The 26,090-nt window shown below is 42.9% G+C and carries 27 protein-coding genes, 2 tRNA genes and 3 rRNA genes; 1 reads left to right on the top strand and 31 read right to left on the bottom strand.

Features of this window, described 5'->3' with window-relative positions; all coding sequences use genetic code 11:
• Positions 1 to 14: 14 nt before the first annotated feature.
• The 11 genes from ridA to metG form a co-directional block, all read right to left on the bottom strand.
• Positions 15 to 392: a 2-iminobutanoate/2-iminopropanoate deaminase gene (gene ridA, locus NSQ11_RS00310; RefSeq protein ID WP_008341860.1), complete on the bottom strand. Its 378-nt coding sequence runs from the start codon at positions 390 to 392 to the stop codon at positions 15 to 17.
• Between the two features lie 38 nt (positions 393 to 430).
• On the bottom strand, positions 431 to 1,264 hold the full coding sequence (purR, locus tag NSQ11_RS00305; RefSeq protein WP_007496210.1) for a pur operon repressor: 834 nt from the start codon (positions 1,262 to 1,264) through the stop codon (positions 431 to 433).
• Between the two features lie 55 nt (positions 1,265 to 1,319).
• On the bottom strand, positions 1,320 to 2,189 hold the full coding sequence (gene ispE / locus NSQ11_RS00300) for a 4-(cytidine 5'-diphospho)-2-C-methyl-D-erythritol kinase (RefSeq protein WP_017359321.1): 870 nt from the start codon (positions 2,187 to 2,189) through the stop codon (positions 1,320 to 1,322).
• A gap of 147 nt (positions 2,190 to 2,336) precedes the next feature.
• Complete coding sequence (locus tag NSQ11_RS00295; protein ID WP_017366434.1) at positions 2,337 to 2,522, bottom strand: small, acid-soluble spore protein, alpha/beta type; 186 nt, start codon at positions 2,520 to 2,522, stop codon at positions 2,337 to 2,339.
• Positions 2,523 to 2,684: 162 nt separating this feature from the next.
• Complete coding sequence (locus NSQ11_RS00290) at positions 2,685 to 2,942, bottom strand: Veg family protein (protein WP_003217979.1); 258 nt, start codon at positions 2,940 to 2,942, stop codon at positions 2,685 to 2,687.
• Positions 2,943 to 3,155: 213 nt separating this feature from the next.
• Positions 3,156 to 4,040: a sporulation peptidase YabG gene (gene yabG / locus NSQ11_RS00285; protein WP_007496216.1), complete on the bottom strand. Its 885-nt coding sequence runs from the start codon at positions 4,038 to 4,040 to the stop codon at positions 3,156 to 3,158.
• Between the two features lie 134 nt (positions 4,041 to 4,174).
• Complete coding sequence (gene rsmA, locus NSQ11_RS00280; RefSeq protein WP_008341873.1) at positions 4,175 to 5,053, bottom strand: 16S rRNA (adenine(1518)-N(6)/adenine(1519)-N(6))-dimethyltransferase RsmA; 879 nt, start codon at positions 5,051 to 5,053, stop codon at positions 4,175 to 4,177.
• Complete coding sequence (gene rnmV / locus NSQ11_RS00275) at positions 5,046 to 5,606, bottom strand: ribonuclease M5 (protein ID WP_008341876.1); 561 nt, start codon at positions 5,604 to 5,606, stop codon at positions 5,046 to 5,048. Before rnmV ends, rsmA begins: the two co-directional genes overlap by 8 nt.
• A gap of 160 nt (positions 5,607 to 5,766) precedes the next feature.
• Positions 5,767 to 6,969 carry a G5 and 3D domain-containing protein gene (locus NSQ11_RS00270; RefSeq protein WP_017359324.1) on the bottom strand — a complete coding sequence of 401 codons (1,203 nt, stop codon included), beginning with the start codon at positions 6,967 to 6,969 and terminating at the stop codon, positions 5,767 to 5,769.
• 244 nt (positions 6,970 to 7,213) lie between these two features.
• Positions 7,214 to 7,981, bottom strand: a complete 768-nt coding sequence (locus NSQ11_RS00265) for a TatD family hydrolase (protein WP_017359325.1) — start codon at positions 7,979 to 7,981, stop codon at positions 7,214 to 7,216.
• An 81-nt stretch (positions 7,982 to 8,062) separates the two neighbouring features.
• Positions 8,063 to 10,063, bottom strand: a complete 2,001-nt coding sequence (gene metG, locus NSQ11_RS00260; RefSeq protein ID WP_008341884.1) for a methionine--tRNA ligase — start codon at positions 10,061 to 10,063, stop codon at positions 8,063 to 8,065.
• 519 nt (positions 10,064 to 10,582) lie between these two features.
• Between metG and NSQ11_RS00255 the strand changes: the two genes are divergently transcribed.
• Positions 10,583 to 10,873 carry an AbrB/MazE/SpoVT family DNA-binding domain-containing protein gene (locus NSQ11_RS00255; RefSeq protein WP_087975202.1) on the top strand — a complete coding sequence of 97 codons (291 nt, stop codon included), beginning with the start codon at positions 10,583 to 10,585 and terminating at the stop codon, positions 10,871 to 10,873.
• A gap of 44 nt (positions 10,874 to 10,917) precedes the next feature.
• On the opposite strand, the gene rsmI is transcribed toward NSQ11_RS00255, so the two are convergent.
• The 20 genes from rsmI to NSQ11_RS00155 form a co-directional block, all read right to left on the bottom strand.
• Positions 10,918 to 11,799 carry a 16S rRNA (cytidine(1402)-2'-O)-methyltransferase gene (gene rsmI, locus NSQ11_RS00250; RefSeq protein ID WP_008341890.1) on the bottom strand — a complete coding sequence of 294 codons (882 nt, stop codon included), beginning with the start codon at positions 11,797 to 11,799 and terminating at the stop codon, positions 10,918 to 10,920.
• A complete protein-coding gene (locus NSQ11_RS00245) occupies positions 11,774 to 12,073 on the bottom strand; it encodes a GIY-YIG nuclease family protein (protein WP_035391562.1) in 300 nt (99 codons plus the stop codon). The genes rsmI and NSQ11_RS00245 overlap by 26 nt, the downstream gene beginning before the upstream one ends.
• Positions 12,060 to 12,803, bottom strand: a complete 744-nt coding sequence (locus tag NSQ11_RS00240; protein ID WP_017359328.1) for a tRNA1(Val) (adenine(37)-N6)-methyltransferase — start codon at positions 12,801 to 12,803, stop codon at positions 12,060 to 12,062. Before NSQ11_RS00240 ends, NSQ11_RS00245 begins: the two co-directional genes overlap by 14 nt.
• Before the next feature lie 55 nt (positions 12,804 to 12,858).
• Positions 12,859 to 13,212, bottom strand: coding sequence for a DNA replication initiation control protein YabA (gene yabA, locus NSQ11_RS00235; RefSeq protein WP_007496228.1), 354 nt, complete (start codon positions 13,210 to 13,212; stop codon positions 12,859 to 12,861).
• Between the two features lie 14 nt (positions 13,213 to 13,226).
• Positions 13,227 to 14,054 carry a stage 0 sporulation family protein gene (locus NSQ11_RS00230; RefSeq protein ID WP_007496230.1) on the bottom strand — a complete coding sequence of 276 codons (828 nt, stop codon included), beginning with the start codon at positions 14,052 to 14,054 and terminating at the stop codon, positions 13,227 to 13,229.
• Between the two features lie 2 nt (positions 14,055 to 14,056).
• Positions 14,057 to 15,046 (bottom strand): DNA polymerase III subunit delta', encoded by a 990-nt coding sequence (gene holB, locus NSQ11_RS00225; protein ID WP_007496231.1) that lies wholly within the window; start codon positions 15,044 to 15,046, stop codon positions 14,057 to 14,059.
• Between the two features lie 11 nt (positions 15,047 to 15,057).
• Positions 15,058 to 15,498 carry a YaaR family protein gene (locus tag NSQ11_RS00220; protein ID WP_035391564.1) on the bottom strand — a complete coding sequence of 147 codons (441 nt, stop codon included), beginning with the start codon at positions 15,496 to 15,498 and terminating at the stop codon, positions 15,058 to 15,060.
• A 12-nt stretch (positions 15,499 to 15,510) separates the two neighbouring features.
• Positions 15,511 to 15,840: a cyclic-di-AMP receptor gene (locus NSQ11_RS00215; protein WP_012008640.1), complete on the bottom strand. Its 330-nt coding sequence runs from the start codon at positions 15,838 to 15,840 to the stop codon at positions 15,511 to 15,513.
• A 79-nt stretch (positions 15,841 to 15,919) separates the two neighbouring features.
• The gene (gene tmk, locus NSQ11_RS00210) at positions 15,920 to 16,558 is read right to left on the bottom strand and encodes a dTMP kinase (protein ID WP_007496237.1); all 639 of its coding nucleotides are present in this window, start codon (positions 16,556 to 16,558) and stop codon (positions 15,920 to 15,922) included.
• Entirely contained in the window at positions 16,555 to 17,961 is a 1,407-nt protein-coding gene (locus tag NSQ11_RS00205; RefSeq protein ID WP_035391566.1) for an aminotransferase class I/II-fold pyridoxal phosphate-dependent enzyme, read from the bottom strand. Before NSQ11_RS00205 ends, tmk begins: the two co-directional genes overlap by 4 nt.
• Positions 17,962 to 18,038: 77 nt before the next feature.
• On the bottom strand, positions 18,039 to 19,100 hold the full coding sequence (locus NSQ11_RS00200; RefSeq protein WP_138824859.1) for a toxic anion resistance protein: 1,062 nt from the start codon (positions 19,098 to 19,100) through the stop codon (positions 18,039 to 18,041).
• Positions 19,101 to 19,121: 21 nt separating this feature from the next.
• Positions 19,122 to 19,736 (bottom strand): 5-bromo-4-chloroindolyl phosphate hydrolysis family protein, encoded by a 615-nt coding sequence (locus NSQ11_RS00195; protein WP_138824857.1) that lies wholly within the window; start codon positions 19,734 to 19,736, stop codon positions 19,122 to 19,124.
• Between the two features lie 128 nt (positions 19,737 to 19,864).
• Positions 19,865 to 20,056 carry a sigma factor G inhibitor Gin gene (locus NSQ11_RS00190; RefSeq protein WP_060831988.1) on the bottom strand — a complete coding sequence of 64 codons (192 nt, stop codon included), beginning with the start codon at positions 20,054 to 20,056 and terminating at the stop codon, positions 19,865 to 19,867.
• A 170-nt stretch (positions 20,057 to 20,226) separates the two neighbouring features.
• Positions 20,227 to 20,342: ribosomal RNA gene (gene rrf / locus NSQ11_RS00185) — 5S ribosomal RNA — on the bottom strand.
• Positions 20,343 to 20,403: 61 nt separating this feature from the next.
• Positions 20,404 to 23,334, bottom strand: a 23S ribosomal RNA gene (locus tag NSQ11_RS00180).
• A gap of 98 nt (positions 23,335 to 23,432) precedes the next feature.
• Positions 23,433 to 23,508, bottom strand: a tRNA-Ala gene (locus tag NSQ11_RS00175).
• Between the two features lie 14 nt (positions 23,509 to 23,522).
• Positions 23,523 to 23,599, bottom strand: a tRNA-Ile gene (locus tag NSQ11_RS00170).
• Between the two features lie 95 nt (positions 23,600 to 23,694).
• Positions 23,695 to 25,243 (bottom strand): 16S ribosomal RNA (locus NSQ11_RS00165).
• The 16S, 23S and 5S rRNA genes sit together here with 2 tRNA genes alongside, the layout of an rRNA operon.
• 274 nt (positions 25,244 to 25,517) lie before the next feature.
• Positions 25,518 to 25,781 carry a pro-sigmaK processing inhibitor BofA family protein gene (locus tag NSQ11_RS00160; protein WP_008342006.1) on the bottom strand — a complete coding sequence of 88 codons (264 nt, stop codon included), beginning with the start codon at positions 25,779 to 25,781 and terminating at the stop codon, positions 25,518 to 25,520.
• Positions 25,782 to 25,847: 66 nt separating this feature from the next.
• Positions 25,848 to 26,072 carry a YaaL family protein gene (locus tag NSQ11_RS00155; RefSeq protein ID WP_008342008.1) on the bottom strand — a complete coding sequence of 75 codons (225 nt, stop codon included), beginning with the start codon at positions 26,070 to 26,072 and terminating at the stop codon, positions 25,848 to 25,850.
• Positions 26,073 to 26,090: the final 18 nt, after the last annotated feature.

The raw sequence follows: 26,090 nt of genomic DNA, 5'->3' as shown, positions 1-26,090 counted from the left end.
AAGAGATGGTCTGTTTATTTCACTAATGCCACAACTTCAATTTCTACAAGTGCATCTTTTGGAAGTCTGGCTACTTCTACACATGAACGAGCTGGCTTATGTGTATGGAAGTATTCACCGTACACTTCATTCACTTCAGCGAATTGTTCCATATCTTTAATGAAAACCGTTGCTTTCACGACTGTTTCAAAGGAAGCACCCGCTGCTTCAAGGACGGCTTTAAGATTATGAAACACTTGATGTGTTTGTTCTTTAATATCTCCATTCACAAAATCTCCAGCTGGCGTTAATGGAATCTGCCCTGAGCTGTAAAACATGTTATTGACGATAATCCCTTGAGAGTAAGGTCCAATGGCTGCTGGCGCGTTTTTGGTTTGAACAACTTTTGTCATATCAATCTCTCCCATTCAAATACATGTTTGATCAAAACTTAAGCTTTCGAATGAAAAAACTCGTGGAAATTACCTTCATTAATCTCAATGATTTTCTGCTTCATATCAATGGTTGAAAGCTTTAAAAGTGATACATATTCATCGACAAGACGTTCATCTACGCCTTCATCTTCTAATAAAACACCGATCCCTGCAACATTTGCATTAAATTCCTCTAGAAGATTCATCATGCCATTAATGGTTCCGCCTGCTTTCATAAAGTCATCAATAATCAACACATTGGATCCTTTATCTAAGCTCCGCTTTGCAAGTGACATGGTTTGAATTCGGTTAGAAGAACCTGATGCATAATTAATACTCACAGTTGATCCTTCAGTTACCTTATTATCTTTTCTAACGATCACAACAGGCACATTTAAATAACCTGCAACAGAATAGGCAATCGGAATACCTTTCGTCGCAACAGTCATGACAACATCAATCGGTCGATCCGAAAAAATGGTCGCAAAAAGCTTACCGATTTTCGCAAGAATCGATGGATTTCCTAAAACATCAGTTAAATATAAATAACCGCCAGGAAGCACACGTTCAGGAGTTGATAATGCCTCTCCGATATCGTTTACGACTTCGTCTGCTTCTTTTAAATGAATCTTTGGAATATATTTCACTCCGCCAGCAGCGCCAGGTACAGTAAGTAAAGTCCCTATTCCCTGCTGTTCGAAGGTCTGTTTGATAATCGTTAAGTCTTCACTAATAGAGGACTTTGCAGATTGATATCGCTCTGCAAAAAAAGTTAAAGGTACTAGTACGTGCGGGTGGGTTAACAAATAATTTGTTAAGTCCACCAATCTGCCGCTTCGACGAAACTTCATGAACTTACCCCCAGAACCCGAATAATTTATGAATAATATAACTTAATATACGGATTTAATCAAGGGTATTTTGTTCGCCGATCATGCGGACAGCGTAAACCTGATCACAAAATCCTCTCAGTCCGTTATATATTCTTTGTACCTTCGATTCATATTGAATCAAGCCAAATACAGTTGGCCCGCTGCCGCTCATTAATACAGCATCTGCTCCGAAACGCTTCATCTGTCTCTTAATCATATCGACTTCCGGATACATCTTTAATGTCACAGATTCCAACACGTTACCGAGTGAGCCGCACATCTCTTTATAATCTTTCGCTTCAATTGCTTCAATCATACGCTGTACATTTGGGTGTTCTACTTTGCTTGCGTCATATTGTCTGTAGACCTCAGCTGTAGATACCCCTATCACCGGCTTCGCTAAAATCACCCAGCAATGCGGCGGTGTCGCAATATGCTTTAGTTTCTCTCCACGTCCTGTCGCTAGCGCCGTCCCTCCGTGTACACAAAAAGAGACATCTGAGCCGATCTCCGCTCCAAGCTCAGCTAGTTCATCTAACGTGAGATTTAACTTCCACAAACGGTTTAAGCCGCGAAGCGCTGCTGCGGCATCACTGCTGCCTCCAGCTAAACCTGCTGCGACGGGAATTGCTTTTGTGATGACAATCGATACGCCTTTTTGAATACCGAATCTTGTTTTTAATAATTTAGCTGCCTGATAAGCCAAATTCCGTTGATCATCTGGCACAAAACGATTATGAGATGATACACGGATTTCGTCTTTGTCCAGCTCCGTCAGCTCTAGTCGATCTGCAAGATCTATTGTTGTCATCACCATCTCCACTTCGTGGTATCCATCCGGTCTTTTTCCATGAACATCAAGTGAGAGATTAATTTTTGCCGGTGCTTTTTCTAAAATACGCAAACATTTCACCTACTTCTCCATCTAAACATAAGTATCAATATTGTATCACATTTGATGGATCTGATGAATATTGGCTTTTGCCCCCAGCACACTCACTTTTTCAAGCAAAAAAGACCAGAGACACCCGAGGTATCCCTGATCATTTCTTTATCGTTGATTCTCTTCTTGAGCCATGTGCTGTTGAGCTAATTCAATGGCACGTTTGACCATATTTCCTGCGTCACGCGCACGAATCTCTCCCCAGCCTCCATTTTTGACGGTATCATAAAATCCAAGATCCTTCGCCAGCTCGTATTTGAACTCATCTGACATAATGCCTCGGCGTCTACCCAAACGAAACAGCCCCTTTGGTCGAGAATTCGAATCATCGCCACTCCTTTGTGGCTTTCTTATTTTGCATCGATTCCCGCCTTTTACCCCTTTCAAATAATGGACAGCCTCCCATACAGAAAAAAAGGCAAAACAAAAAGCAGTAAACAAAAAGTTCACTGCCCATTAATAGGCGACTGAGCTAGCGGTATCATCGAACGTTAATTCGACCGTCTCAGTCAGTATATCTGCATAACTGTAAGAAACTCTTTCAAACGAATTCTCATCTTGATCTAATTGAATCACAAAAACAGAAGGGTACGTTTCAGCTAAAATGCCCGAACGCTCAATTGTTTTTCGGCGGCCTCCGTTAGCCTTTAACGTCAAACGTTTACCTAAGTTACCATCAAGCGATCTTTTGATGTCGGACAAAGTCTTCGCCATTGCATCCACCTCACTGAGATAATTATACAACAACGGCCCATTTTTGTCAAATAAAAATTAAATTATATCAACCAACACGAGCCATTGTCAACAAAATAATTTTGACAAACTTCTACCTTTTCTCCTCCCTATTTTTCTCAAATTCCGGTGAATTATGTATTCATATGAAATTTCTTTTTGAGCATAAAAAAAACCAGACTGAAATCAGTCGGGTTATGTCGATTCATGGTCTCTTTTATATGGCATACCTACCCTTAAAACACCCCTTGTTTCAATCCCTCCGAGACCTTTTTCTCTCGTCAGTGTATTTCGGAGCACATCCCACACGTTGATTCGATCTACAAATGGAGTGAAGCTGATCTTGGCAACAATATAGACGGGGTCAAGTGCATGAATGTTGACACGTGAGGGTGAGCTTGCAAAATTAGCACCTGCTTGAATTAATGATTCAAAATGAGATTGGCAGGCACCTGCAAAGATCACGAGCTGATCTAAATGCGGAACCTTCCTTCTTGCCTTTTGAACCGTTTCAACGAAATGACGAGAATGACGATATGCACCGATATCGTGTACACCGCCCTTTTGTTTAGAATACGCATCATGTCCTGTGATGACCAAAATATCAGGCCGGTATTGATCAATTAATGAATCAATCATGCTTGGCATTTTCTTCTCGTGGCAATGCACACCATACACAGGTACACCAATTCTTTCATATACATCTAAGCATTTCTTTAAGTATGAAGCATCTCCATCTAAATGCAGAACCTTTCCGGGCATATGAAAATACTGCTCCTGATGCTGATATTGTCCAGACGTATAATACTCTTGTTTTTCACGAAGCAGCTGATAATCTTGCCTGAGTAAGTCGAGCGATTCGTTAATTTTCCGTTCATCGTCTTTCTCTCTTGTCAGTTGCTCCTCTTTTTGAATCAAGACCAAATCTGACATCTTCGCATCGGCGATCAGCCTCACTTCATTCCCATGCAAAATGGCGGTGGCTTCGTGCTGGTCTGTCTCATCAATTCGAATGATACGAAACATAATATCCATCTGATAGGATGCCCTCGTCACCATATCTCCTATTTGAAATTGCATGCTTTTCACTCCACAATCAGGCTCTTATCCTGTTGGTATCGTCTTACGCTACACTTGTTCTTCTTTCAGGTGTGTTGTTCTTTCTAGCCTATGCCTGAACAGATGAAGTGGTGAAAACCAAAAGAAAAAAGCCCTTATGAAAGGGCTTTGTGTAAAACATTGGACAAACGGGCAAATTCATCGATTGATAATGATTCACCACGGCGTTTCCCATCAACCTCAGCTGTTACAAGGGCTTCTTCAATGATCGCTTTATGTTTCTTGCCATCTGGCAGATTGTTCATCAAATTATTCATCAATGTCTTCCGGCGCTGGCCAAAACTCGCACGAATCAGTTGAAAGAAAAACGTATCATTGTCTACTGAGACCGCAGGCGTTTCACGAACAGTTAGTTTGATTACCGCTGAATCCACATTTGGTTGTGGGACGAAAACCGTTTTCGGCACAACCATGACCGTCTTCGCTTCTGTATAAAATTGCACTGCAATCGACAAAGAGTTGTATTCTTTTGATGAAGGAACAGCAGCCATGCGATCTGCTACTTCTTTTTGCAGCATGACAACGATTCCTTTCAATGGAAGGTTTTCTTCAAGCAATTTCATAATAATTGGTGTCGTCACATAGTAAGGAAGGTTTGCTACGACCATTACTTCTTTACAGTCAGCAAACTGTTCTTCAATCACCTTTCTTACATCTGCCTTCAATACGTCTTGATGTATAATGGTGACATTATCGTATGGAGAAAGCGTATCGTTTAAAATCGGCAATAGGCGCTGGTCGATTTCAAAAGCCGTGACTTTCTTTGCCCGTTTAGCGAGCTGTTCAGTCAACGCACCGATACCAGGGCCAATTTCAATCACACCTGTCTCATCCGTAATCTCTGCATGATCGACAATGCGATCTAAAATATTCGTATCAATTAAAAAGTTTTGCCCTAAGCTCTTTTTAAAAGAGAAACCGTACTTCTTCAGTATTTCCTTCGTTCTGATGGGCGTCGCAATATCTTTATTCATCGGCTTCCTCCTGCATGACGGTCTTTAAGGCCGCAATAAAATCCTCTTTCGTTATTTGGAACATGTGAAGACGCTTTTGCAGCTGCTTCGCATTTGTATATCCTATATTTAAAAGCACACCTAATCGTTCGCGGCGGCGTTTTGATGCTTCGCCTCCGATAAGGCCTGCGTCAAATAAATCGTCTAACGTAATCTCGCTTTCTGATTCTTCCATTTCCTCATGGACATGAGCAAGGCATTCTCGAATACTATCCAAGGAAGCATGCTCAACACCAATTCCTTTGTCCCGCTTCGCTTTCGCAAGGTGTTTTGGTAAAAAGGCGTGCTTACAGCCAGGGACAGCCTCTGCGATGGTTTTACGGATCTTTTCCCCAGGGAAATCAGGATCAGTTAAAATGATAACCCCCCTCGTCTCCTGAGCAAGACGCACTTGTTGAATGACTGTATCGCCAATGGCAGATCCATTCGTTTCAATCGTATCTGCATCAACTGCCATCTTTACTCTAGCAGTGTCGTCACGACCCTCCACCACAATGATTTCTTTGATTTTCATGTATTCCTCCGCTTGCAAAAACAATCTACATTTTTTTGTCAAAAAATGAAACCTTCCATGCTGCTTTTGCGTCTAATTAATTAGAAAACAGTGCTTCTATTATAACCAAAAAAACAGAGGGTGCGCAAAGCCCTCTGTTCATATAAATGATTTGATGTGTTTATTTGAGCACTCTAATTTTCACTCGTTTATTTCCCCATTGATAAGCTGCCGACTTACTTGGGACGAACACATCAATTTTATTCCCTTTTATAGCAGATCCAGTGTCTGATGCAACGGCATACCCATAGCCTTCCACATACACTTTAGAGCCCAGCGGAATGACACTCGGATCTACTGCTATGACCTTTGCACCTGGATTTGCTTTTAAATTAAAGCCTGTAGACGTTCTGCCCGTACATCCAGCACAGCTCGCTGTATAGGCTGTAGACGTCACATAGAACTCTTTTCCTGAAGATTCATTACTTCTTGAAACCGCAGGTGACGCTTTAGGTTCCTTCTTGGACACTTGTGTACCAACGGCCACTAAACGATCCTTACTGTCTTTTGCAGTAACCTCTTTAATTAATTCTTTAGACACCACTTTGCCGTTTTCTTTCACAATGGCATAGTGCTTCTTTAATTTACCTTCTTCACCTTTTTCAAGCACCTTCTCTTTTCCTTTTTCAAGAGATCGATCCTTTTTATGTTTGGTATCAAAAGCAATTTTCTCTTCCACTACATCGGTGACTTTTTCCACCCGAGTGATCTTCACATCTGCGCTTTTTTTAGAAAGGTGACTATGTAACGCAGGTTTGATCTTATCGTGCTTCTTGAGCTTCAGCTCTTGTTGCTTTAAAAAGTCAGCGACCGTAGTCGAAGTGGTCCACACTTTCTTATCCTTTCCTCCATCGTTTAAGCTGACCTGGAATGCCTGCTGAACCACAAGATCCATATTCTTTTTAATCTTGTCATTCTTTCCTGGAGTTACTTGATCGTGCTTCCCAATATCTATCTTCTCATTCTTCAATAATGCTCCAACCGTCTGATCTGTTGTCCATATCGTTTTCTCTTTCCCATCTAGGGTGAGATGAACCGGTATAGCCGCATCATACACAATGTTCATGTTGTCTTGAATCTTTGTATTTAGACTTGGAGAGATATGATCCTCCGCCCTGGTCCTTATTCCAAGGTCTGAAAGCAGCTGTGCTACTGTCTCTTCATGTGTACGAATTGTCTTCTCTTTGCCATTGATTGAAATGGTAATAGACTGCTTGGTGAGCTCATGCGCACCGTAAGCCGTCCCAGTTCCAGCTAAAAGCAAGCAAGCGACTAGAAATAAAACCTTGCCTTTTCCTAGCTTGACAGAAAACAGATTTTTCATTTTTTGTACGATGAAAAACGCCTCCTTCTCCTCGGAGAGATTATATAGAGTATCTCAAAACCTGTCAACCCTTCCACCCACTGTACAAAAATGCTCGATTGTAAACCTATTATGGGAGATTTTTGGAAGGAAGGGAAGAAAGACTTATCGACAACTTATCCTATGAAGAGGCGCAAACGTGTAGAACTTTTTCGTTATGTTTCATAATTGGACAAGCTTAAACAAGGATTGACATCATATACTGTCAGTTTATACGGAAAACTTTTTTCGCATTTTCTGTTGTCAATGCAGCAAGCTCTTCAAAGCTTATTTCTCGCAATTCAGCAATTTGTTCTGCGATATATTTCACATAGCTCGGCTCATTTCGTTTCCCTCTAAATGGCGCTGGAGTTAAATACGGGCAGTCTGTCTCAATCAGAAGACGATCACTTGGAATATCCTTTACAACTTCTTTCGGTTTTTTCGCATTTTTAAATGTCACAGGTCCACCGAATGAGATATAAAAGTTCATTTCCATACACGCTTTTGCAATTTCGAGGCTGCCAGTAAAGCAGTGCATAATTCCTCCGACTTCTGCCGCTCCTTCTTCTTTTAAGATCGTCACTACATCTTCCGTAGCGTCACGGTTATGAATGATAATTGGCAGATTCACTTCTTTTGCAAGAGCAATTTGACGTCTAAAGACTTCTTTTTGCACATCTTTTGGCGACTTGTCCCAATAGTAATCTAGACCCATTTCTCCAATGGCAACAACCTTTTCATGCTGAGATAATTCTTTGATCCAAGCCAAATCTTCATCTGTCATATCAATGGCATCAACAGGATGCCAGCCGATGGCTGCATACATAAAATCATATGCTTCAATTAGCTCCATCGCTCTCGTAATGGTTGGACGATCAAACCCGACCACTACAATCTTCTCTACTTTTTCACTTTTGGCTCTTTCAATCACCTGCTCTAAGTCTTCATTATATTGTTCAGCATTTAAGTGGGCATGTGTATCAAATAACATGGTTGATTGCTCCTTTCGACAATTCTTCTGAAAAACAAAAGGTGTTCGACGAAATGTTACACGTGGAACACCTTTGTTAAATTATAAAATTTTCGTTCCATTTGCTAGAGATTGATCTACTTCAAGAACCTGCAATTTACCACCAGTTTCTCCAGTTAAAATCATTCCCTGGGAAATTTCCCCTCTTAGTTTAACTGGTGTGAGATTCGCTACGCAGACGAGCTTCTTCCCTACCAATTCTTCTGGTTGATAATGCTTGGCAATCCCTGAGACAATTTGTCTCTTTTCAAATCCAAAATCAAGCTGAAGCTTTAAGAGACGGTCAGCCTTTTTCACTGGTGCTGCTTCCAATACTTGTGCTACACGAAGGTCAACTTTCGAAAAATCATCGAAGGCGATTTCGGCACCCAGCTCAGGTAATTCAGTTTCTTCTATTTCAACTGTCTCTTCTTCTACCTTAGGCGCACTTCCCTGCATCTTCTCTTTAATGTATGCCACTTCTTCTTCAACCTCTAAACGAGGGAACAATGGCTCACCTTTTTGTACCGTCGCTTTTTGGATCGCACCGAAAGAAAGAATACTTTCCCAGCTTTTGAGTTTCTCTTCTTCAATTCCAAGCTGGAAGAAGATTTTCTCAGGTGTTTTTGTTAAGAATGGTGTTAACAATACAGCTGTGATTCGAAGTGATTCTGCTAAATGGTACATCACAGAATGCAGTTCTTTTCGTTTTGTTTCATCCTTTGCTAACACCCAAGGAGCTGTTTGATCAATATATTTATTCGTTCTGCTGATTAATGTCCAAACATTTGAAAGAGCCACCGAGAATTCGAGGTTTTCCATCGCTTCTTCATAGGCTTTCACCGTTTGTTCAGCTACAGCTTTTAGTTCCTCATCAAACTCATTGACTGGTCCCTTATAGCTGCTTAATGTACCGTCGAAGTATTTTTGCACCATCGCCACTGTACGATTAAGCAAGTTTCCTAAATCATTGGCAAGGTCATAGTTTACACGTTCCACGAATCCTTCTGGTGTAAACACACCGTCTGCACCAAATGGTACTTCGCGTAGCAGGTAATAACGAAGAGCATCAAGACCATAGCGATCAATTAACGTAACAGGATCTACTACGTTCCCTTTTGATTTAGACATTTTGCCATCTTTCATGAGTAGCCAGCCATGTGCAAAAATTTGTTTTGGCAACGGCAGATCAAGTGCCATCAGCATAATTGGCCAGTAAATTGTATGGAATCGTACAATTTCTTTCCCAACTAGATGTACGTTGGCAGGCCAATATTTTTTATATTTTTCATCTTGATCGGTTCCGTAGCCAATCGCTGTTAAGTAGTTGAATAACGCATCAATCCATACATAGATGACGTGCTTCGGATTATTAGGTACTTTAATGCCCCAATCAAAGGTTGTTCTTGATACAGCTAAATCCTCTAACCCCGGTTTAATGAAGTTATTAATCATTTCATTCTTTCTTGATTCAGGCTGAATGAACGACGGGTTCTTTTCGTAATAGTCTAGTAAGCGATCTGCATACTTACTCATACGGAAGAAATATGATTCCTCTTTAATCAATTCAACAGGGTGTCCACTGTCTGGGCTTTTCCCTCCAATGACTTCCCCTTTCTCATTTCGCTCAACATCAACAAGCTGTGTTTCCGTATAGAATGTTTCATCAGGAATACTGTACCAGCCCTCATATTGATCTAAATAAATATCTCCTTGATCAAGCAGCTTTTGGAAGACTTGTTCAATGATTTTCGTATGTCTTTTTTCCGTTGTACGAATGAAATCATCGTTGGAAATGTCGAGTTTCTTCCATAATGATTTAATGTCAGCAACGACCGGATCTAAATACTCAATCGGTGTAATATTTTGTTCTTCAGCTTTTTGCTGAATTTTTTGTCCGTGCTCATCAGTACCCGTTAAATACATCACATCATAGCCTTGCAGACGTTTATATCGAGCCATGGCATCCCCTGCCACTGTCGTATAAGCATGTCCAATATGTAATTTTCCGCTCGGATAGTAAATTGGTGTAGTCAGATAAAACGTTTTTTTCTTTTCCGGCATGTCGGAACCTCCTGCTTGTGTGTAAATGTCAAAAACTCCCGCCCAATGGACGAGAGCGGTCATCATACTTCATTAAAATGTGTCAGATCATTTCATTATGTTTTGCACTTGTGCTTTCTCTATGATACCATCTTAGCCTTTAAGATCAAGCATATATACATAGAACAGATTGAAATGAACGAAAAAGATGAGTTTTTCGAAAAAAACGACAAACCGCTCGACATTTTGTCGAATATTGTCGTATGAAATCTATTTCCAGATTTACAATTGGCTAAATTAGGGCAAAAGTCTTGTTAATCTGTTATCGTCATTTTTCATATTTTTATAGATAAATTCTGAAAAATCCTTATACACCGGTAGTTTCAAGGTCCTTTGACTTTAAGAGTCATATTTTACAAACAATAGTAAACAAAATGATTGACGATTTATGGAAACCTTGTTATGCTAGGAATGTAAGGAATTTGTCGAATAATGACGAAGATAATATTATATTAAGAATAAGAACTTTTTGGGAGGAGAATGAAGATGAAATCTACAGGTATTGTACGTAAAGTTGACGAATTAGGACGCGTGGTGATTCCAATCGAGCTTCGCCGTACGTTAGGAATCGCAGAAAAAGACGCTTTGGAAATTTATGTTGATGATGAAAAAATTATCCTAAAAAAATATAAACCAAACATGACTTGCCAAGTAACAGGTGAAGTATCAGACGATAACCTTAAACTTGCTAATGGTAAATTAGTTCTTAGCCGTGAAGGTGCAGAGCAAATCATTAACGAAATCCAAAACCAACTTCAATCACAAAAATAAGTTTTATATAAAAAGGTTCTTGCACCGTTTGCAAGAACCTTTCTTTATTGTTCAATATGATACGCATCATAGATCGTCCGCTTTGGCACACCACGTTCGACCGCAGTACGTTTAATGGCCTCTTTTGACGTTAACCCTTCCTCTATGTAATGGATCACGTGCTCTTTTTCAGATAAAGAATTCCACCAAGCTTCTTCATTCAGTTCTTCTTCATCCTGATCATTTCCTTGTACGACGAGACAGAACTCACCACGGATTTGTTGTTCTGTCACCCAAGTCAGCGCGTATTCTAAATCTCCACGAATAAACTCTTCAAATTTCTTTGTCAGTTCTCTCGTAATGGCAATATTCCGGTTCCCCCACACCTCTTTCATCACAGTCAGCGTTTCTTTTAACCGATGGGGCGCTTCATAGAAAATAATTGTTTCTTGGCGTTTCTTCAATGCTTCCAGCTGTTTTTTCTTTTCCTTTTTTTGACGATCAAGAAAACCGTAAAAGAAAAATGGCTGTGGTGCGATTCCTGACGCAATGAGCGCCGTAAGTGCTGCGTTTGCACCAGGTAACGGAATGACATAGCCTCCGATGTTCGTAAAGTCTCGAACCACTTCGGCTCCTGGATCAGAGATCGTCGGTAAACCGGCATCGCTCACGAGTGCAATGTTCTTTCCTTCTTTTAACCATTCGATTAACTTGTGACCACTGCTATCTTTGTTATGTTCATGATAACTCGTTAATGGGGTATCAATTTCATAGACATGACAAAGCTTTTTCGTTTGTCTCGTATCTTCTGCGGCAATATAGTCTACATCTTTTAACGTTTGTATCGCTCGAAATGTCATATCTTCTAAGTTTCCAATCGGGGTTGGTACGAGATAAAGAATACCCATTTCTGATTGACCATCAAAGCTTTTTTGTGTCTTTTTCATGTGCCGCCTCCTTTTTGATTCGCTTTTCTTCTATATACATGTCCTTTTTTCGACGTGTCCACGTTTTGAAACGATATTCCTGTTGCATGGCTTCTCTTTTGGTTAAAAAGCATTCGTGGTAATAGAGTTCCACCGGCCGTCTAGCTCTCGTATACTTTGCACCCTTCCCACTATTATGGGCAGTCAGCCTTTTTTGTAAGTTATTTGTATACCCAGCGTACAAACTGCCATCTGCACATTTCAATACATAGAAATAATGACTATGCTTCTCCATACAGTATCGTCCTGATTTCTTTTGTATACTCTTGGTCTTCTCCATAAACAAAAAGCGGCGGGAGGATTTTCAAATCCGGTTTTCCATCTTTCATCCCTTCCACTAAAATGGTATTCGCTTCTTTTCCCTGTTTCGGATATACAAATTGAATTCGTTTTGGCTCAATTCGATATTTCTTCATCATTTCAACAATCTCAAGCAGCCGTCCAGGGCGATGAACCATTGCCAGTTTGCCTCCTTGCTTTAGCAAAGTGGAAGAAACACGAATGACATCTTCTAATGTACAATGAATCTCATGACGTGCAATCGCCAAATACTCATTTTCATTGATTTCATCCTTAGAAGGAGTCTTAAAATATGGCGGATTACAAGTAATCACGTCTACTTTGTGGTTTCCGTACCGTTTAGGCATATCATTTAAATCACCATGGATCAACTCAATCTGCTGCTCCAGTTGATTATGCGCCACACTTCTCTTTGCCATATCAAACAGACGTTCTTGAATTTCAACCCCTGTAATAGAGGCTTTAGATCTCGTCGAAAGCAGCAATGGAACGATGCCATTTCCCGTACAAAGATCAATAATCTCCCCTTTTTGAATCGGCACATACGCAAATTTTGCTAATAACACTGCATCCAATGAAAAGGCGAACACCGTTTTACTTTGAATAATTTTCATATCTTCTGCAAGCAAGTAGTCTAAACGTTCATCTTCTCTTAACGAAACCATGATGTATCCTTTCTTTTCCTGTGAAAAAGGCTCCCGATTCAGCGGAAGCCTTTTCTCATTTTTTATTTAAAAATGACAGACAGAACAAACAGTCTCCCTCTTTCCGAATGCTCCCATAATGTACATTACAAATATGGAAGCCCTCCTGATATAAACGAGCTAGGTTATCATGACCTTCTCCTATATCAGAATGACTTGGCTTCTGGGCAGAATCATGCTCTGCCTCAGACGATTTATCTCGATCGGATTGATCCAGACGTTCACGCAAGTGCTGATTCTCCATCTGCAGCTGATGATTTTCTTCAATCACTTCACCGATATGATTTTTCAAATCACCTAGCTGGCGATAAAGAGAACCGATTTGTTCTTCTAAATTAATCACCGTATCAAATAGTTCCTTTTTATCCAAGGTGGCACACCTCGTTACTCAGTTGTTTGTGCAGATACAACGCCTTCTTGTAATAATTCTTCCCAAGTATATTCTATCACTTTTTCTTGCCCGGTTAATTCAACTTGCAAAATTCGTTCTAAAATATTAAGCCCTACTACCTTTGCAGAGCCATTAGACGTCTGAATCGTTTCACCGATGTCCGGTAATTGTTCTTTTGCTGTTTCGTACTCATCATTCTCATATTTCAAGCAGCACATTAAACGGCCGCAAAGCCCTGAAATTTTGGTAGGGTTTAACGAGAGGTTTTGATCTTTTGCCATTTTAATGGACACAGGTTCAAAATCTCCTAAGAAAGTTGAACAGCAAAGCATACGTCCACACGGACCAATGCCGCCTAGCATTTTTGCCTCGTCTCTTACACCGATTTGACGAAGTTCAATTCTCGTCTTAAAAATAGATGCAAGATCCTTGACCAGCTCACGGAAATCTACTCTGCCATCCGCTGTAAAATAGAAGATGACCTTGTTGCGGTCGAATGTAAATTCGACATCCACCAGCTTCATTTCCAGGCCATGTTCACTTACTTTCTGAAGACATGTGTCAAAGGCTGCCATCGCTGCTTCTTTGTTCTCCTCAACGATGAGCCGGTCTCGTTCGTCTGCGACGCGAATCACCTTACGCAAAGGGAGAACCACATCGTGTTCATCTACTTTTTTATTGGCGATGACCACTTGCCCGTACTCAACACCTCTAACCGTTTCTACAATGACACAACTATCATTTTCTATATGAAATCCATTAGGATCGAAATAATAGATTTTGCCCGCTTTTTTAAAGCGAACACCAATTACGTTGTACAAGCTTATCCCTCCTGCAACATCAACACCAATTGCTCCATTAGCCCTTGGGCATTCACGTTGGATTGAAGTCTCTTTTTCGCTTCTAATACAGCAAGGATCTGATTCGTCACCATCTGCTGTGTGGAATGCAGCGCGTGCTGCTTCATTGTCTGGAATAAGTCTTGATAAATGACTTTATCTTCATTTCCTATTTGAATCGACAATACATCACGATATATAAATAAAAGCATATCAAGACCAGTTTCTTGAAGGTCTTTCTCTTTGAAAAAAGGCATCCATTGATCTTGTATATAAAAAAATGCATGTTCTTTTCGCTGGTGTAAGACTTCATACAATTTTATCACTTTCGCTCTAGACTCTGCAAACTGATCATTTCGACTTAATTCGAGTGCTTCTGCTAAATTATTGGTTAAATTCGACAAAAGCCTTGCGAGGTCCTGAGACACGCCTTCTTGTAAAAGCTGCTGCTCCAAAGATTGCGGCTGCAGCGGCTGAAAGCTAAGCATCTGACATCTTGAAATAATCGTATCCAGCATTTTATGCGATTGTTCAGTGATTAAAACTGCCATCGTTTCCCGGTTGGGCTCCTCTAGGAACTTTAATAAACTGTTCGCAGCATTGACCGTCATTTTGTCCGCATGGAGAATGATATACATTTTCCGATGCGATTCTACGCCTGCTTTTGTAAATTCCTCCTGCAAAGCCTGCACTTGTGCCTTCTTAATTGATTGACCGTCAGGCTGCACTAGATGTAAATCTGGATGGTTGCCAGACTGAATTCTTTTGCAGTTTTGACAGGACTCACATGGTTTCACTCCTGCTTCCAAACAAAAAAAGCTCTTCGCTAAAAGCATCGCAGCATCTAGCTTTCCTGTCCCTTTTTTTCCTTCGAATAAGTAAGCATGAGCCAGTCGGTCTTTATCAATACTATTAAAAATCAGCCGCATGACGCGCGGCTGCAACTCATTCATGTCATCCCAGCTAATTGCCATGTTATCACTCTCTATGTGTAAAGGTTAATCAATAAACCTTTTATTTCTCCAATACGTTCAAGCAAATCAATCGAGGGTTTCTCCTGATTCATCATATCCTCTGTTAACTCAATCAGCTTTTCATCTAATGCTTTGACTAAAGCGAGTGTTCGCGTGTTGCCATAAATGTCAAAGCTCCTTGATGTCTCTATATTTAATCCATTATCGACTGTTTCTTTTACAAAGCGTTTCACAAGTCCTTTAAACCTAGCCAAATCTTTAAGGTTTCGTGACTTTGTCAGTTTCTTGCCGAAGACTTCGATATCGCTCAGCATGACTGTCAGCTGCTCTAAACGCAGTTTACCGCTTTGTGTCTCCATCGATGATTTAAACGATGCTGAAGTTTGGCTTCCTTTCATCGCTTGAAGTTCACGCTTTTCTAAAAGCAGCCGCATATCTTGATTAATTTTCACAGCAACCCATCCTTAAAATTGATGAAATTGTTCAACTGGCAGAATAAAAACGGTAGCTCCACCAACTTCAACCTCAACAGGGTATGGTACATATGAATCTGCATTTCCACCCATTGGTGATACAGGCGCGATCATTTGATCACGTTTGCGGCAATTTTCCTTGATTAGCTGTAACGCTTTATCCACTCGGACATCATCGCAACCAATGATAAAAGTCGTATTCCCAGACTTTAGAAATCCACCAGTCGAAGCTAATTTTGTCACGCCGAATTGATGTTCGGTCAATATTTTCAATAACTTGCTGCTATCTTGATCCTGTACAACGGCAACAATTAATTTCATTTGAATGGCCTCCTTCATTTTAGGCACAGGTGACATGCCGATGTCTTCCTCTATATTATAACAACGATTGGGAATGAGGTCATATTTGATTTTTCTTTAATGTGTCCTGAATCAGTTGAAACACTTCATTAAAGACATCCTGAACAGGCTGAGACGCATCTACTACACGGAATCGTTCTGGTGATTGCGCAATCAGAAGCTCATATCCTTCTCTGACCATTTGATGAAAATTCAGTGTTTCCATGTCTAATCGATTTTTTTCTCTTCCTTGATTGGCATCAATTCGCTTTAGACCTTCCTCTGGTGTAATGGAAAAGTAAATGGTCATTTGTGGCATCGTGCCATCAATGGCGAAATCATTAATGGATTTGACTTCTTCAATCCCAAGCCCTCTCGCATAGCCCTGATAAGCAAGGGAGCTGTCGACAAAACGATCACATAAAACAGTTTCCCCCCGCTTCAATGCCGGTTCTACTTTTTCAGCCAAATGCTGCCTTCTAGCTGCTGCATAAAGCAGTGCCTCTGTTTTTGCGTCCATTTTTGTATTTTTTTCATTTAAAATCACTTCACGAATTTGCTCTGCAATGTCAATGCCTCCGGGCTCACGTGTCGCCATCACTGCATAGCCTTGACGTTCCATTTCTTCGTACACTTTTCGAATCACTGTCGTTTTTCCAGCACCCTCAGGCCCTTCAAACGTAATAAACATACCGCTCATAGTGTCTCCTCTTCTATATAAACATATAATTTTCTCTGGTGAATCACCTGACTTGCTTGCACATGAACTTGATGCCCAAGCAAACGGCTTAACGTCGCAATTTGATCTGATTCAATCGGTTCTCCTTTAATCATCAAAGGAATGCCAGGCGGATAGGGAATGACCGATTCTGCACTAATCCGGCCAGCTGCTTTTTCGAATGGAACAGCTTCTACATCTCGCTTCTGCTGATCGTGCTCTAAGAAGAGCGTTCCCGTTTGAGGCTCTTTTTTTACAAGCAATGAATCACTTTGCTGAAGAGCCTGCTCTATAGCTGTAAAAGGAACGTCCTTTTTCTGTCCTAGACCAAAAACGAGTAAGACTTGATGTTCATCCGCAAGTTCTGGGTGAACCTCCACCGACTCAAGCACCTTTTTGAGTTCATAGCCTGTCAGCCCTTTTGTTGAACGAATGACACATTTTAATGGATCCATAGGTAAAGAGTCAGACTCAACCACTTCGAGATTGGAGATCATATTGAACTGTGCTTTCAGATTTGCCAAGTCTCTCATGATTTCGTCCATTAACCCTTTTCCCTTCAACTCCTCCACATAAGCTCTCGCCACATCTAACGAAGCCATAATTGGATAGGAAGGTGAACTGCTTTGAAGCATCGTTAATAACGTCTTTATCCGCTTCACATCCATTCGGTCTCCTTGAAGATGGAGATAAGACCCCATCGTCATTGCCGGAAGGGTTTTATGTGCTGATTGTACCACCACGTCTGCTCCATAGGAAAGGGCAGAAGGAGGAAAGGCACCGCCTAATACAAAATGAGCACCATGTGCCTCATCAACTAATACAATGATGCCAGCTTCATGACACATTTGAATGAGTCCTGATAAATCAGCTGCATGTCCGTAGTAGTTCGGATATGTCAAAACGATTGCCCGGCAGTTAGGATGTGTCGCCATAGCTTGTTTGACTGTTTCCTCCGTCACATGAGTTGGGACGTGCAAGTGCGGATCACTCTCGGTTTCTAGCATAATAGGCGTCGCTCCCGCAAGCTCAATCGCATGGAACACAGACTTATGACAATTTCGCTGAACGAAAATGCCCTCCCCAGCCTGACACGCAGACATCACCATCGCCAAATTGCCAACGGTTGTGCCATTTACAAGGAAATAACTTTGTTTAGCTCCATATAGCTTTGCCAATAAACCCTCTGCCTCTTGAATCACCCCAGTCGGATGGTGAAGATCATCTAGACCTTCAAGTTCTGTTACATCCAGCTGAAGAATGGATGCATAATAGGACCGTGCCTCATCAAAAAAGACATCTCCATTGTGATGTCCCGGAACGTGAAAAGAATAGGGCTTCTTTTCCGCATGTTGTGATAATGCTGTATATAAAGGTGTTTTCAAACAAATCGACCCTTTTCACTTAAACGATATCTTACATCTATTATAACGTTCAAACAAGTGAACTGAAAGATGGATTCTCATTCCTTTATTGGTTTATGATTCACCAGCTTCTGCTCTGCCTCATGCATGCTACTTTTTAATTGAGCTCGTTCTTGGCTCCCATGTTCTTTTACCTGCAACGTTTCCCGCAATGTTTCGGCCAATTGGCGCTGAACTTTTTTCAACGTATCTATAGGCGTTAAGGATGCATCTTCAAGCAGCTGTCCTTGCTGCTTCGATACCTGTTCATATGTTTGCTGGATACGCTGCTCAAGCGCTGAATTGGCTCGCTGCTGAATATGATTGAACGCAATCGACATTTGGTTGATCCATAAAGGAATTGATGCGGAAACAGTTGATTGAATATGATTGGCTAAAGTATGGTTTGTATGCTGAATCATTCGAATTTGGGCATTACATTGCAGTGCGATTTGACGGCTCAACAACAAATCATACTTACGTTCTTTTAATCTCTCCATATATTCTTCTTCATCGACTTCCCGACTCATCAATTGTTCCTCTAATCTCCGATCATGTGAATGTGATTCTGTTAGGGCATGTTGCTCTAACAGCGTCAATTTTGCTTCAACTGCTGCAACCTGTAACGTCATCTCTTGAAAGTATGATTGATTTTCTTCAAATAAACGCTCTAATAACTTATGGTCCGAAATTAGCACGCCTCTTGCGTAACGAAGCCTTGCTGACAATCTTTCTATCTGTGCTTCCGCTTGTTTAAAACGAGATATGATCTCCTGAGTCGAACGCTTTTCTCGCTGAAACAACCTTGAAAAAAAGCCCCGCTTCTTTGGCAATAAATCCTCTGGCTCCACTAAATGCAGTTGCTGTAAAAAGGACTCGAGAACATCTCCGATTTGCTCAATATCTTTTTTCTCCACATATTGCATCATTTGTTTTGATTGTTCTAACAATCGTTCCTGCACACGTGTGCCATAGAAAAGCAGTTTTTGTGGATGGCCAGGGATCTTCTCAGCTCGCTGTAGCGCCTCCTGCTTTTCCTCATCAGATAAGGTATCAAACACCCGAAACGGAAGATCTGTAGTAGATGGGGCTAGTGGTATGACTGGATCTTCTGGTTTCATCGAGTTTGACTCCTTTCATGTCTATTTTTTAATCATTTTATCGGCCACTTCAAGTTCAATATGAAGTGCTTCTATATCTCTTCCTAAAACTTGCTGTAAATCATTCGTTAATTGCTTTTGCAGTTCAGTCAGCGTGACTCGAGTTTGGCTTAATGTCATTTCAAGCTCATGGCTACGATTCGGCTGATTATACAGCAGTGCATATTTCTCAGTTAATTCAACAACAGAATCCAAACTCTCAAAATAAAACCGCTGTGCATCATAAAACCGGTTCGGTTCCTTTTTTGTTATCGTATAGATGCGTCGTGCAAGCCGAAGAATTTCATAATTATGCTTGATCGTCTGTACGTTCTTCACAGCAAATAAAGCTCTCTTCAAACGAACCAGCTTTTGCCCAGCTTCTTTTAAGTGCTGTTTAATATATACATAATCACTGCGAGACAGTCCGTGTTTCTTCAAAAACAACTGGAAGGCAGCCCATCGGCTTCCTGCAAACATCACACCCCACCCAATCATCGCATACAGTATCGACAATCCAACATGATGATGGAAAACACCAATACTGACAGTTAAAATCACCAGCGAAAAAAGAGTAGAGAGAACGGCCCATACAAATGTGTAAAAAATTGATTTCATGTTCATCGACTCCTATGAATAATCAGGCTCTCTGTTTATCTTATTATTTATTACGGTTGATGTCCAAACTAAGTTCCAAAAAACAGGCCTAATCCCCGATTGCCCATAAAAAAAGACCATCTAATGGTCTATGAATACAAAGGCGGCGTATGAAGATTTTTAAGCTTTCTTACATAATCAGCATAACTAGGATCCGAGGTTGATGTAGAAATTAACTTCTGTTCACAATCTCGACATAAAAACTGATGATATAAATAAATTCCCTTTGTTTTTTTCTCTTCACAAATCAAACAAATTGCTTCTCGCTCTTTTTTGCTCATTGTGACACCTCCACTTATAGCTTCAGTATGCCCTAGCGCTTTCAATTGTATACAAAATTAAGAATGTTTCAGATGATAGTTTAGTATATGTATCCATGCCAGATCGAGTGTTTGTTCCTTTTTTAAAATACAAAAAAGACCAGTTCCGATTGGAACTGATCCTTTGAAAAGCTTGGCGGCGTCCTACTCTCACAGGGGGAAACCCCCAACTACCATCGGCGCTGAAGAGCTTAACTTCCGTGTTCGGTATGGGAACGGGTGTGACCTCTTCGCTATCGCCACCAAACCTGATGGAGAGAATGTTCTCTCAAAACTAGATAACAACGTTCATTTTTCACATTAGAATATAGGTTAAGTCCTCGATCTATTAGTATCTGTCAGCTCCACGTGTCACCACGCTTCCACCTCAGACCTATCAACCTGATCATCTTTCAGGGATCTTACTTCCTTGCGGAATGGGAAATCTCATCTTGAGGGGGGCTTCATGCTTAGATGCTTTCAGCACTTATCCCGTCCGCACATAGCTACCCAGCGATGCCCTTGGCAGAACAACTGGTACACCAGCGGTGCGTCCATCCCGGTCCTCTCGTACTAAGGACAGCTCCTCTCAAATTTCCTGCGCCCGCGACGGATAGGGACCGAACTGTCTCACGACGTTCTGAACCCAGCTCGCGTACCGCTTTAATGGGCGAACAGCCCAACCCTTGGGACCGACTACAGCCCCAGGATGCGATGAGCCGACATCGAGGTGCCAAACCTCCCCGTCGATGTGGACTCTTGGGGGAGATAAGCCTGTTATCCCCGGGGTAGCTTTTATCCGTTGAGCGATGGCCCTTCCATGCGGAACCACCGGATCACTAAGCCCGACTTTCGTCCCTGCTCGACTTGTAGGTCTCGCAGTCAAGCTCCCTTGTGCCTTTACACTCTGCGAATGATTTCCAACCATTCTGAGGGAACCTTTGGGCGCCTCCGTTACATTTTAGGAGGCGACCGCCCCAGTCAAACTGCCCACCTGACACTGTCTCCCTGCCCGATAAGGGCAGCGGGTTAGAAGGTCAATACAGCCAGGGTAGTATCCCACCGATGCCTCCACCGAAGCTAGCGCTCCGGTTTCCAAGGCTCCTACCTATCCTGTACAAGCTGTACCAACATTCAATATCAGGCTGCAGTAAAGCTCCACGGGGTCTTTCCGTCCTGTCGCGGGTAACCTGCATCTTCACAGGTACTATAATTTCACCGAGTCTCTCGTTGAGACAGTGCCCAGATCGTTGCGCCTTTCGTGCGGGTCGGAACTTACCCGACAAGGAATTTCGCTACCTTAGGACCGTTATAGTTACGGCCGCCGTTTACTGGGGCTTCAATTCGCACCTTCGCTTACGCTAAGCGCTCCTCTTAACCTTCCAGCACCGGGCAGGCGTCAGCCCCTATACTTCGCCTTACGGCTTCGCAGAGACCTGTGTTTTTGCTAAACAGTCGCCTGGGCCTATTCACTGCGGCTTCTCGGGGCTTTAACACCCTAAGAAGCACCCCTTCTCCCGAAGTTACGGGGTCATTTTGCCGAGTTCCTTAACGAGAGTTCTCTCGATCACCTTAGGATTCTCTCCTCGCCTACCTGTGTCGGTTTGCGGTACGGGCACCTCTCACCTCGCTAGAGGCTTTTCTTGGCAGTGTGGAATCAGGAACTTCGCTACTAAATTTCGCTCGCCATCACAGCTCAGCCTTCACGGGAAACGGATTTGCCTATTTCCCAGCCTAACTGCTTGGACGCGGATATCCAATACCGCGCTTACCCTATCCTCCTGCGTCCCCCCATTGCTCAAATGGTGAGGAGGTGGTACAGGAATATCAACCTGTTGTCCATCGCCTACGCCTTTCGGCCTCGGCTTAGGTCCCGACTAACCCTGAGCGGACGAGCCTTCCTCAGGAAACCTTAGGCATTCGGTGGACGGGATTCTCACCCGTCTTTCGCTACTCATACCGGCATTCTCACTTCTAAGCGCTCCACCAGTCCTTCCGGTCTGACTTCACTGCACTTAGAACGCTCTCCTACCACTGTTCGTAAGAACAGTCCGCAGCTTCGGTGATACGTTTAGCCCCGGTACATTTTCGGCGCAGAGTCACTCGACCAGTGAGCTATTACGCACTCTTTAAATGGTGGCTGCTTCTAAGCCAACATCCTGGTTGTCTAAGCAACTCCACATCCTTTTCCACTTAACGTATACTTTGGGACCTTAGCTGGCGGTCTGGGCTGTTTCCCTTTCGACTACGGATCTTATCACTCGCAGTCTGACTCCCAAGGATAAGTCATCGGCATTCGGAGTTTGACTGAATTCGGTAACCCGGTAGGGGCCCCTAGTCCAATCAGTGCTCTACCTCCGAGACTCTTACCTTGAGGCTAGCCCTAAAGCTATTTCGGAGAGAACCAGCTATCTCCAGGTTCGATTGGCATTTCACCCCTACCCACACCTCATCCCCGCACTTTTCAACGTGCGTGGGTTCGGGCCTCCATTCAGTGTTACCTGAACTTCACCCTGGACATGGGTAGATCACCTGGTTTCGGGTCTACGACCACGTACTCATGCGCCCTATTCAGACTCGCTTTCGCTGCGGCTCCGCATCTTCTGCTTAACCTTGCACGGGATCGTAACTCGCCGGTTCATTCTACAAAAGGCACGCCATCACCCGTTAACGGGCTCTGACTACTTGTAGGCACACGGTTTCAGGATCTATTTCACTCCCCTTCCGGGGTGCTTTTCACCTTTCCCTCACGGTACTGGTTCACTATCGGTCACTAGGGAGTATTTAGCCTTGGGAGATGGTCCTCCCGGATTCCGACGGAATTTCACGTGTTCCGCCGTACTCAGGATCCACTCTGGAGAGAACAACATTTCAGTTACAGGGCTGTTACCTTCTTTGGCGGGCCTTTCCAGACCTCTTCGCTTATATCGTTCCTTTGTAACTCCGTATAGAGTGTCCTACAACCCCAAGAGGCAAGCCTCTTGGTTTGGGCTGTTCCCGTTTCGCTCGCCGCTACTCAGGGAATCGCATTTGCTTTCTCTTCCTCCGGGTACTTAGATGTTTCAGTTCCCCGGGTATGCCTTCTCATACTCTATGTATTCAAGTATGGATACTACTCCATTACGAGCAGTGGGTTTCCCCATTCGGAAATCTCCGGATCAAAGCTTGCTTACAGCTCCCCGAAGCATATCGGTGTTCGTCCCGTCCTTCATCGGCTCCTAGTGCCAAGGCATCCACCGTGCGCCCTTTCTAACTTAACCATTTCTTACTTTAGAAAGAATCACTATGTGTGATGAACTTTGCATTGCATTCAATGTGAATGTATTACTTATTGTTATCTAGTTTTCAAAGAACACGTTGGTGGAGCCTAGCGGGATCGAACCGCTGACCTCCTGCGTGCAAGGCAGGCGCTCTCCCAGCTGAGCTAAGGCCCCGATTTAATAGAAGATGGTGGGCCTGAGTGGACTCGAACCACCGACCTCACGCTTATCAGGCGTGCGCTCTAACCAGCTGAGCTACAGGCCCATCTTTCATATCGAAGATATGATGTTGTAGGATCTTTTGCAAGTTCCTTCAAAACTAAACAAGACGAAAACATACGCTGCTCCATATATCCTTAGAAAGGAGGTGATCCAGCCGCACCTTCCGATACGGCTACCTTGTTACGACTTCACCCCAATCATCTGCCCCACCTTCGGCGGCTGGCTCCATAAAGGTTACCTCACCGACTTCGGGTGTTGCAAACTCTCGTGGTGTGACGGGCGGTGTGTACAAGGCCCGGGAACGTATTCACCGCGGCATGCTGATCCGCGATTACTAGCGATTCCAGCTTCACGCAGTCGAGTTGCAGACTGCGATCCGAACTGAGAACAGATTTGTGGGATTGGCTAAACCTTGCGGTCTCGCAGCCCTTTGTTCTGTCCATTGTAGCACGTGTGTAGCCCAGGTCATAAGGGGCATGATGATTTGACGTCATCCCCACCTTCCTCCGGTTTGTCACCGGCAGTCACCTTAGAGTGCCCAACTGAATGCTGGCAACTAAGATCAAGGGTTGCGCTCGTTGCGGGACTTAACCCAACATCTCACGACACGAGCTGACGACAACCATGCACCACCTGTCACTCTGTCCCCGAAGGGAAAGCCCTATCTCTAGGGTTGTCAGAGGATGTCAAGACCTGGTAAGGTTCTTCGCGTTGCTTCGAATTAAACCACATGCTCCACCGCTTGTGCGGGCCCCCGTCAATTCCTTTGAGTTTCAGTCTTGCGACCGTACTCCCCAGGCGGAGTGCTTAATGCGTTAGCTGCAGCACTAAGGGGCGGAAACCCCCTAACACTTAGCACTCATCGTTTACGGCGTGGACTACCAGGGTATCTAATCCTGTTCGCTCCCCACGCTTTCGCTCCTCAGCGTCAGTTACAGACCAGAGAGTCGCCTTCGCCACTGGTGTTCCTCCACATCTCTACGCATTTCACCGCTACACGTGGAATTCCACTCTCCTCTTCTGCACTCAAGTTTCCCAGTTTCCAATGACCCTCCCCGGTTGAGCCGGGGGCTTTCACATCAGACTTAAGAAACCGCCTGCGAGCCCTTTACGCCCAATAATTCCGGACAACGCTTGCCACCTACGTATTACCGCGGCTGCTGGCACGTAGTTAGCCGTGGCTTTCTGGTTAGGTACCGTCAAGGTGCAAGCAGTTACTCTTGCACTTGTTCTTCCCTAACAACAGAGCTTTACGATCCGAAAACCTTCATCACTCACGCGGCGTTGCTCCGTCAGACTTTCGTCCATTGCGGAAGATTCCCTACTGCTGCCTCCCGTAGGAGTCTGGGCCGTGTCTCAGTCCCAGTGTGGCCGATCACCCTCTCAGGTCGGCTACGCATCGTCGCCTTGGTGAGCCGTTACCTCACCAACTAGCTAATGCGCCGCGGGTCCATCTGTAAGTGACAGCCGAAACCGTCTTTCATCCTTGAACCATGCGGTTCAAGGAACTATCCGGTATTAGCTCCGGTTTCCCGGAGTTATCCCAGTCTTACAGGCAGGTTACCCACGTGTTACTCACCCGTCCGCCGCTAACATCCGGGAGCAAGCTCCCTTCTGTCCGCTCGACTTGCATGTATTAGGCACGCCGCCAGCGTTCGTCCTGAGCCAGGATCAAACTCTCCGAAAAAGTACAAAACCGAAGTTTTGCTTTTCGCCAGTTTGACTGACTACCTATGATGTATCATAGGATTTTTTTATAAAAACTCGAATTAACAGGTACGTTTTGTCTTGTTTAGTTTTCAAAGAACTTGTTTACCGCTTCAGAAGCGACTAGAACATCTTATCACGTCCAAGTTGTTAGTGTCAACAACTTTTTTGTTATTATGTTTTTTCGTTTCTTCGTCATCAGCGACGTATATTAATTTACCACCATATATAATCAAAGTCAACAATATTTTGCATTAAATAATAAACTTTTCAATTACGACTAAAGCTGCTACACCTGGAATGCCCAACAAACCACTAATTCCACTCGTTACAGGGTTAATGGAAACATGAAGCCCTAAACTCTCACCGAATAAATTGAGACAAAATAAAAAAAGAGCACCTGCGACAAACTTAACTCCAATAAGCCCTAACCATTTGAATGGATTCGCTTGAACACCTGACATAAACAACAATAAAACAGCTAACAAAATTGAACCAATCACAATAACAGGTTCCATAATCCTCTCATCTCCTCTTCATATGAATAGTACAAGCATATGAGAGGATTATGGAAAATAGACCTGCTATCTCCAGTTGTTTAAACGTAAATTTCTCTTTTTCGCTTCTCTCAGATAGAAAAAGTACTTCGCTTGAGCAAGCTTTAATTCGAATAGAATGTCCGGTGAAGGCTCAACGCTATTTGCGACAAGCTTTTTTTGTCTGTTCCATTCTTCCTTTTGCTTAAAAAGCTGTTGAATTAATATCTCATCGAATTCTTTTCGAATTGATTTTCTGCGAAGAAAACCCATGTACCGTACTTCTCCTTC

This window comes from Bacillus sp. FSL W7-1582 (assembly GCF_038593325.1).
GTDB lineage: Bacteria > Bacillota > Bacilli > Bacillales > Bacillaceae > Bacillus > Bacillus altitudinis.
Note: the sequence above shows the minus strand (reverse complement) of the source record. Positions and strands in the feature narration are given on the sequence as shown.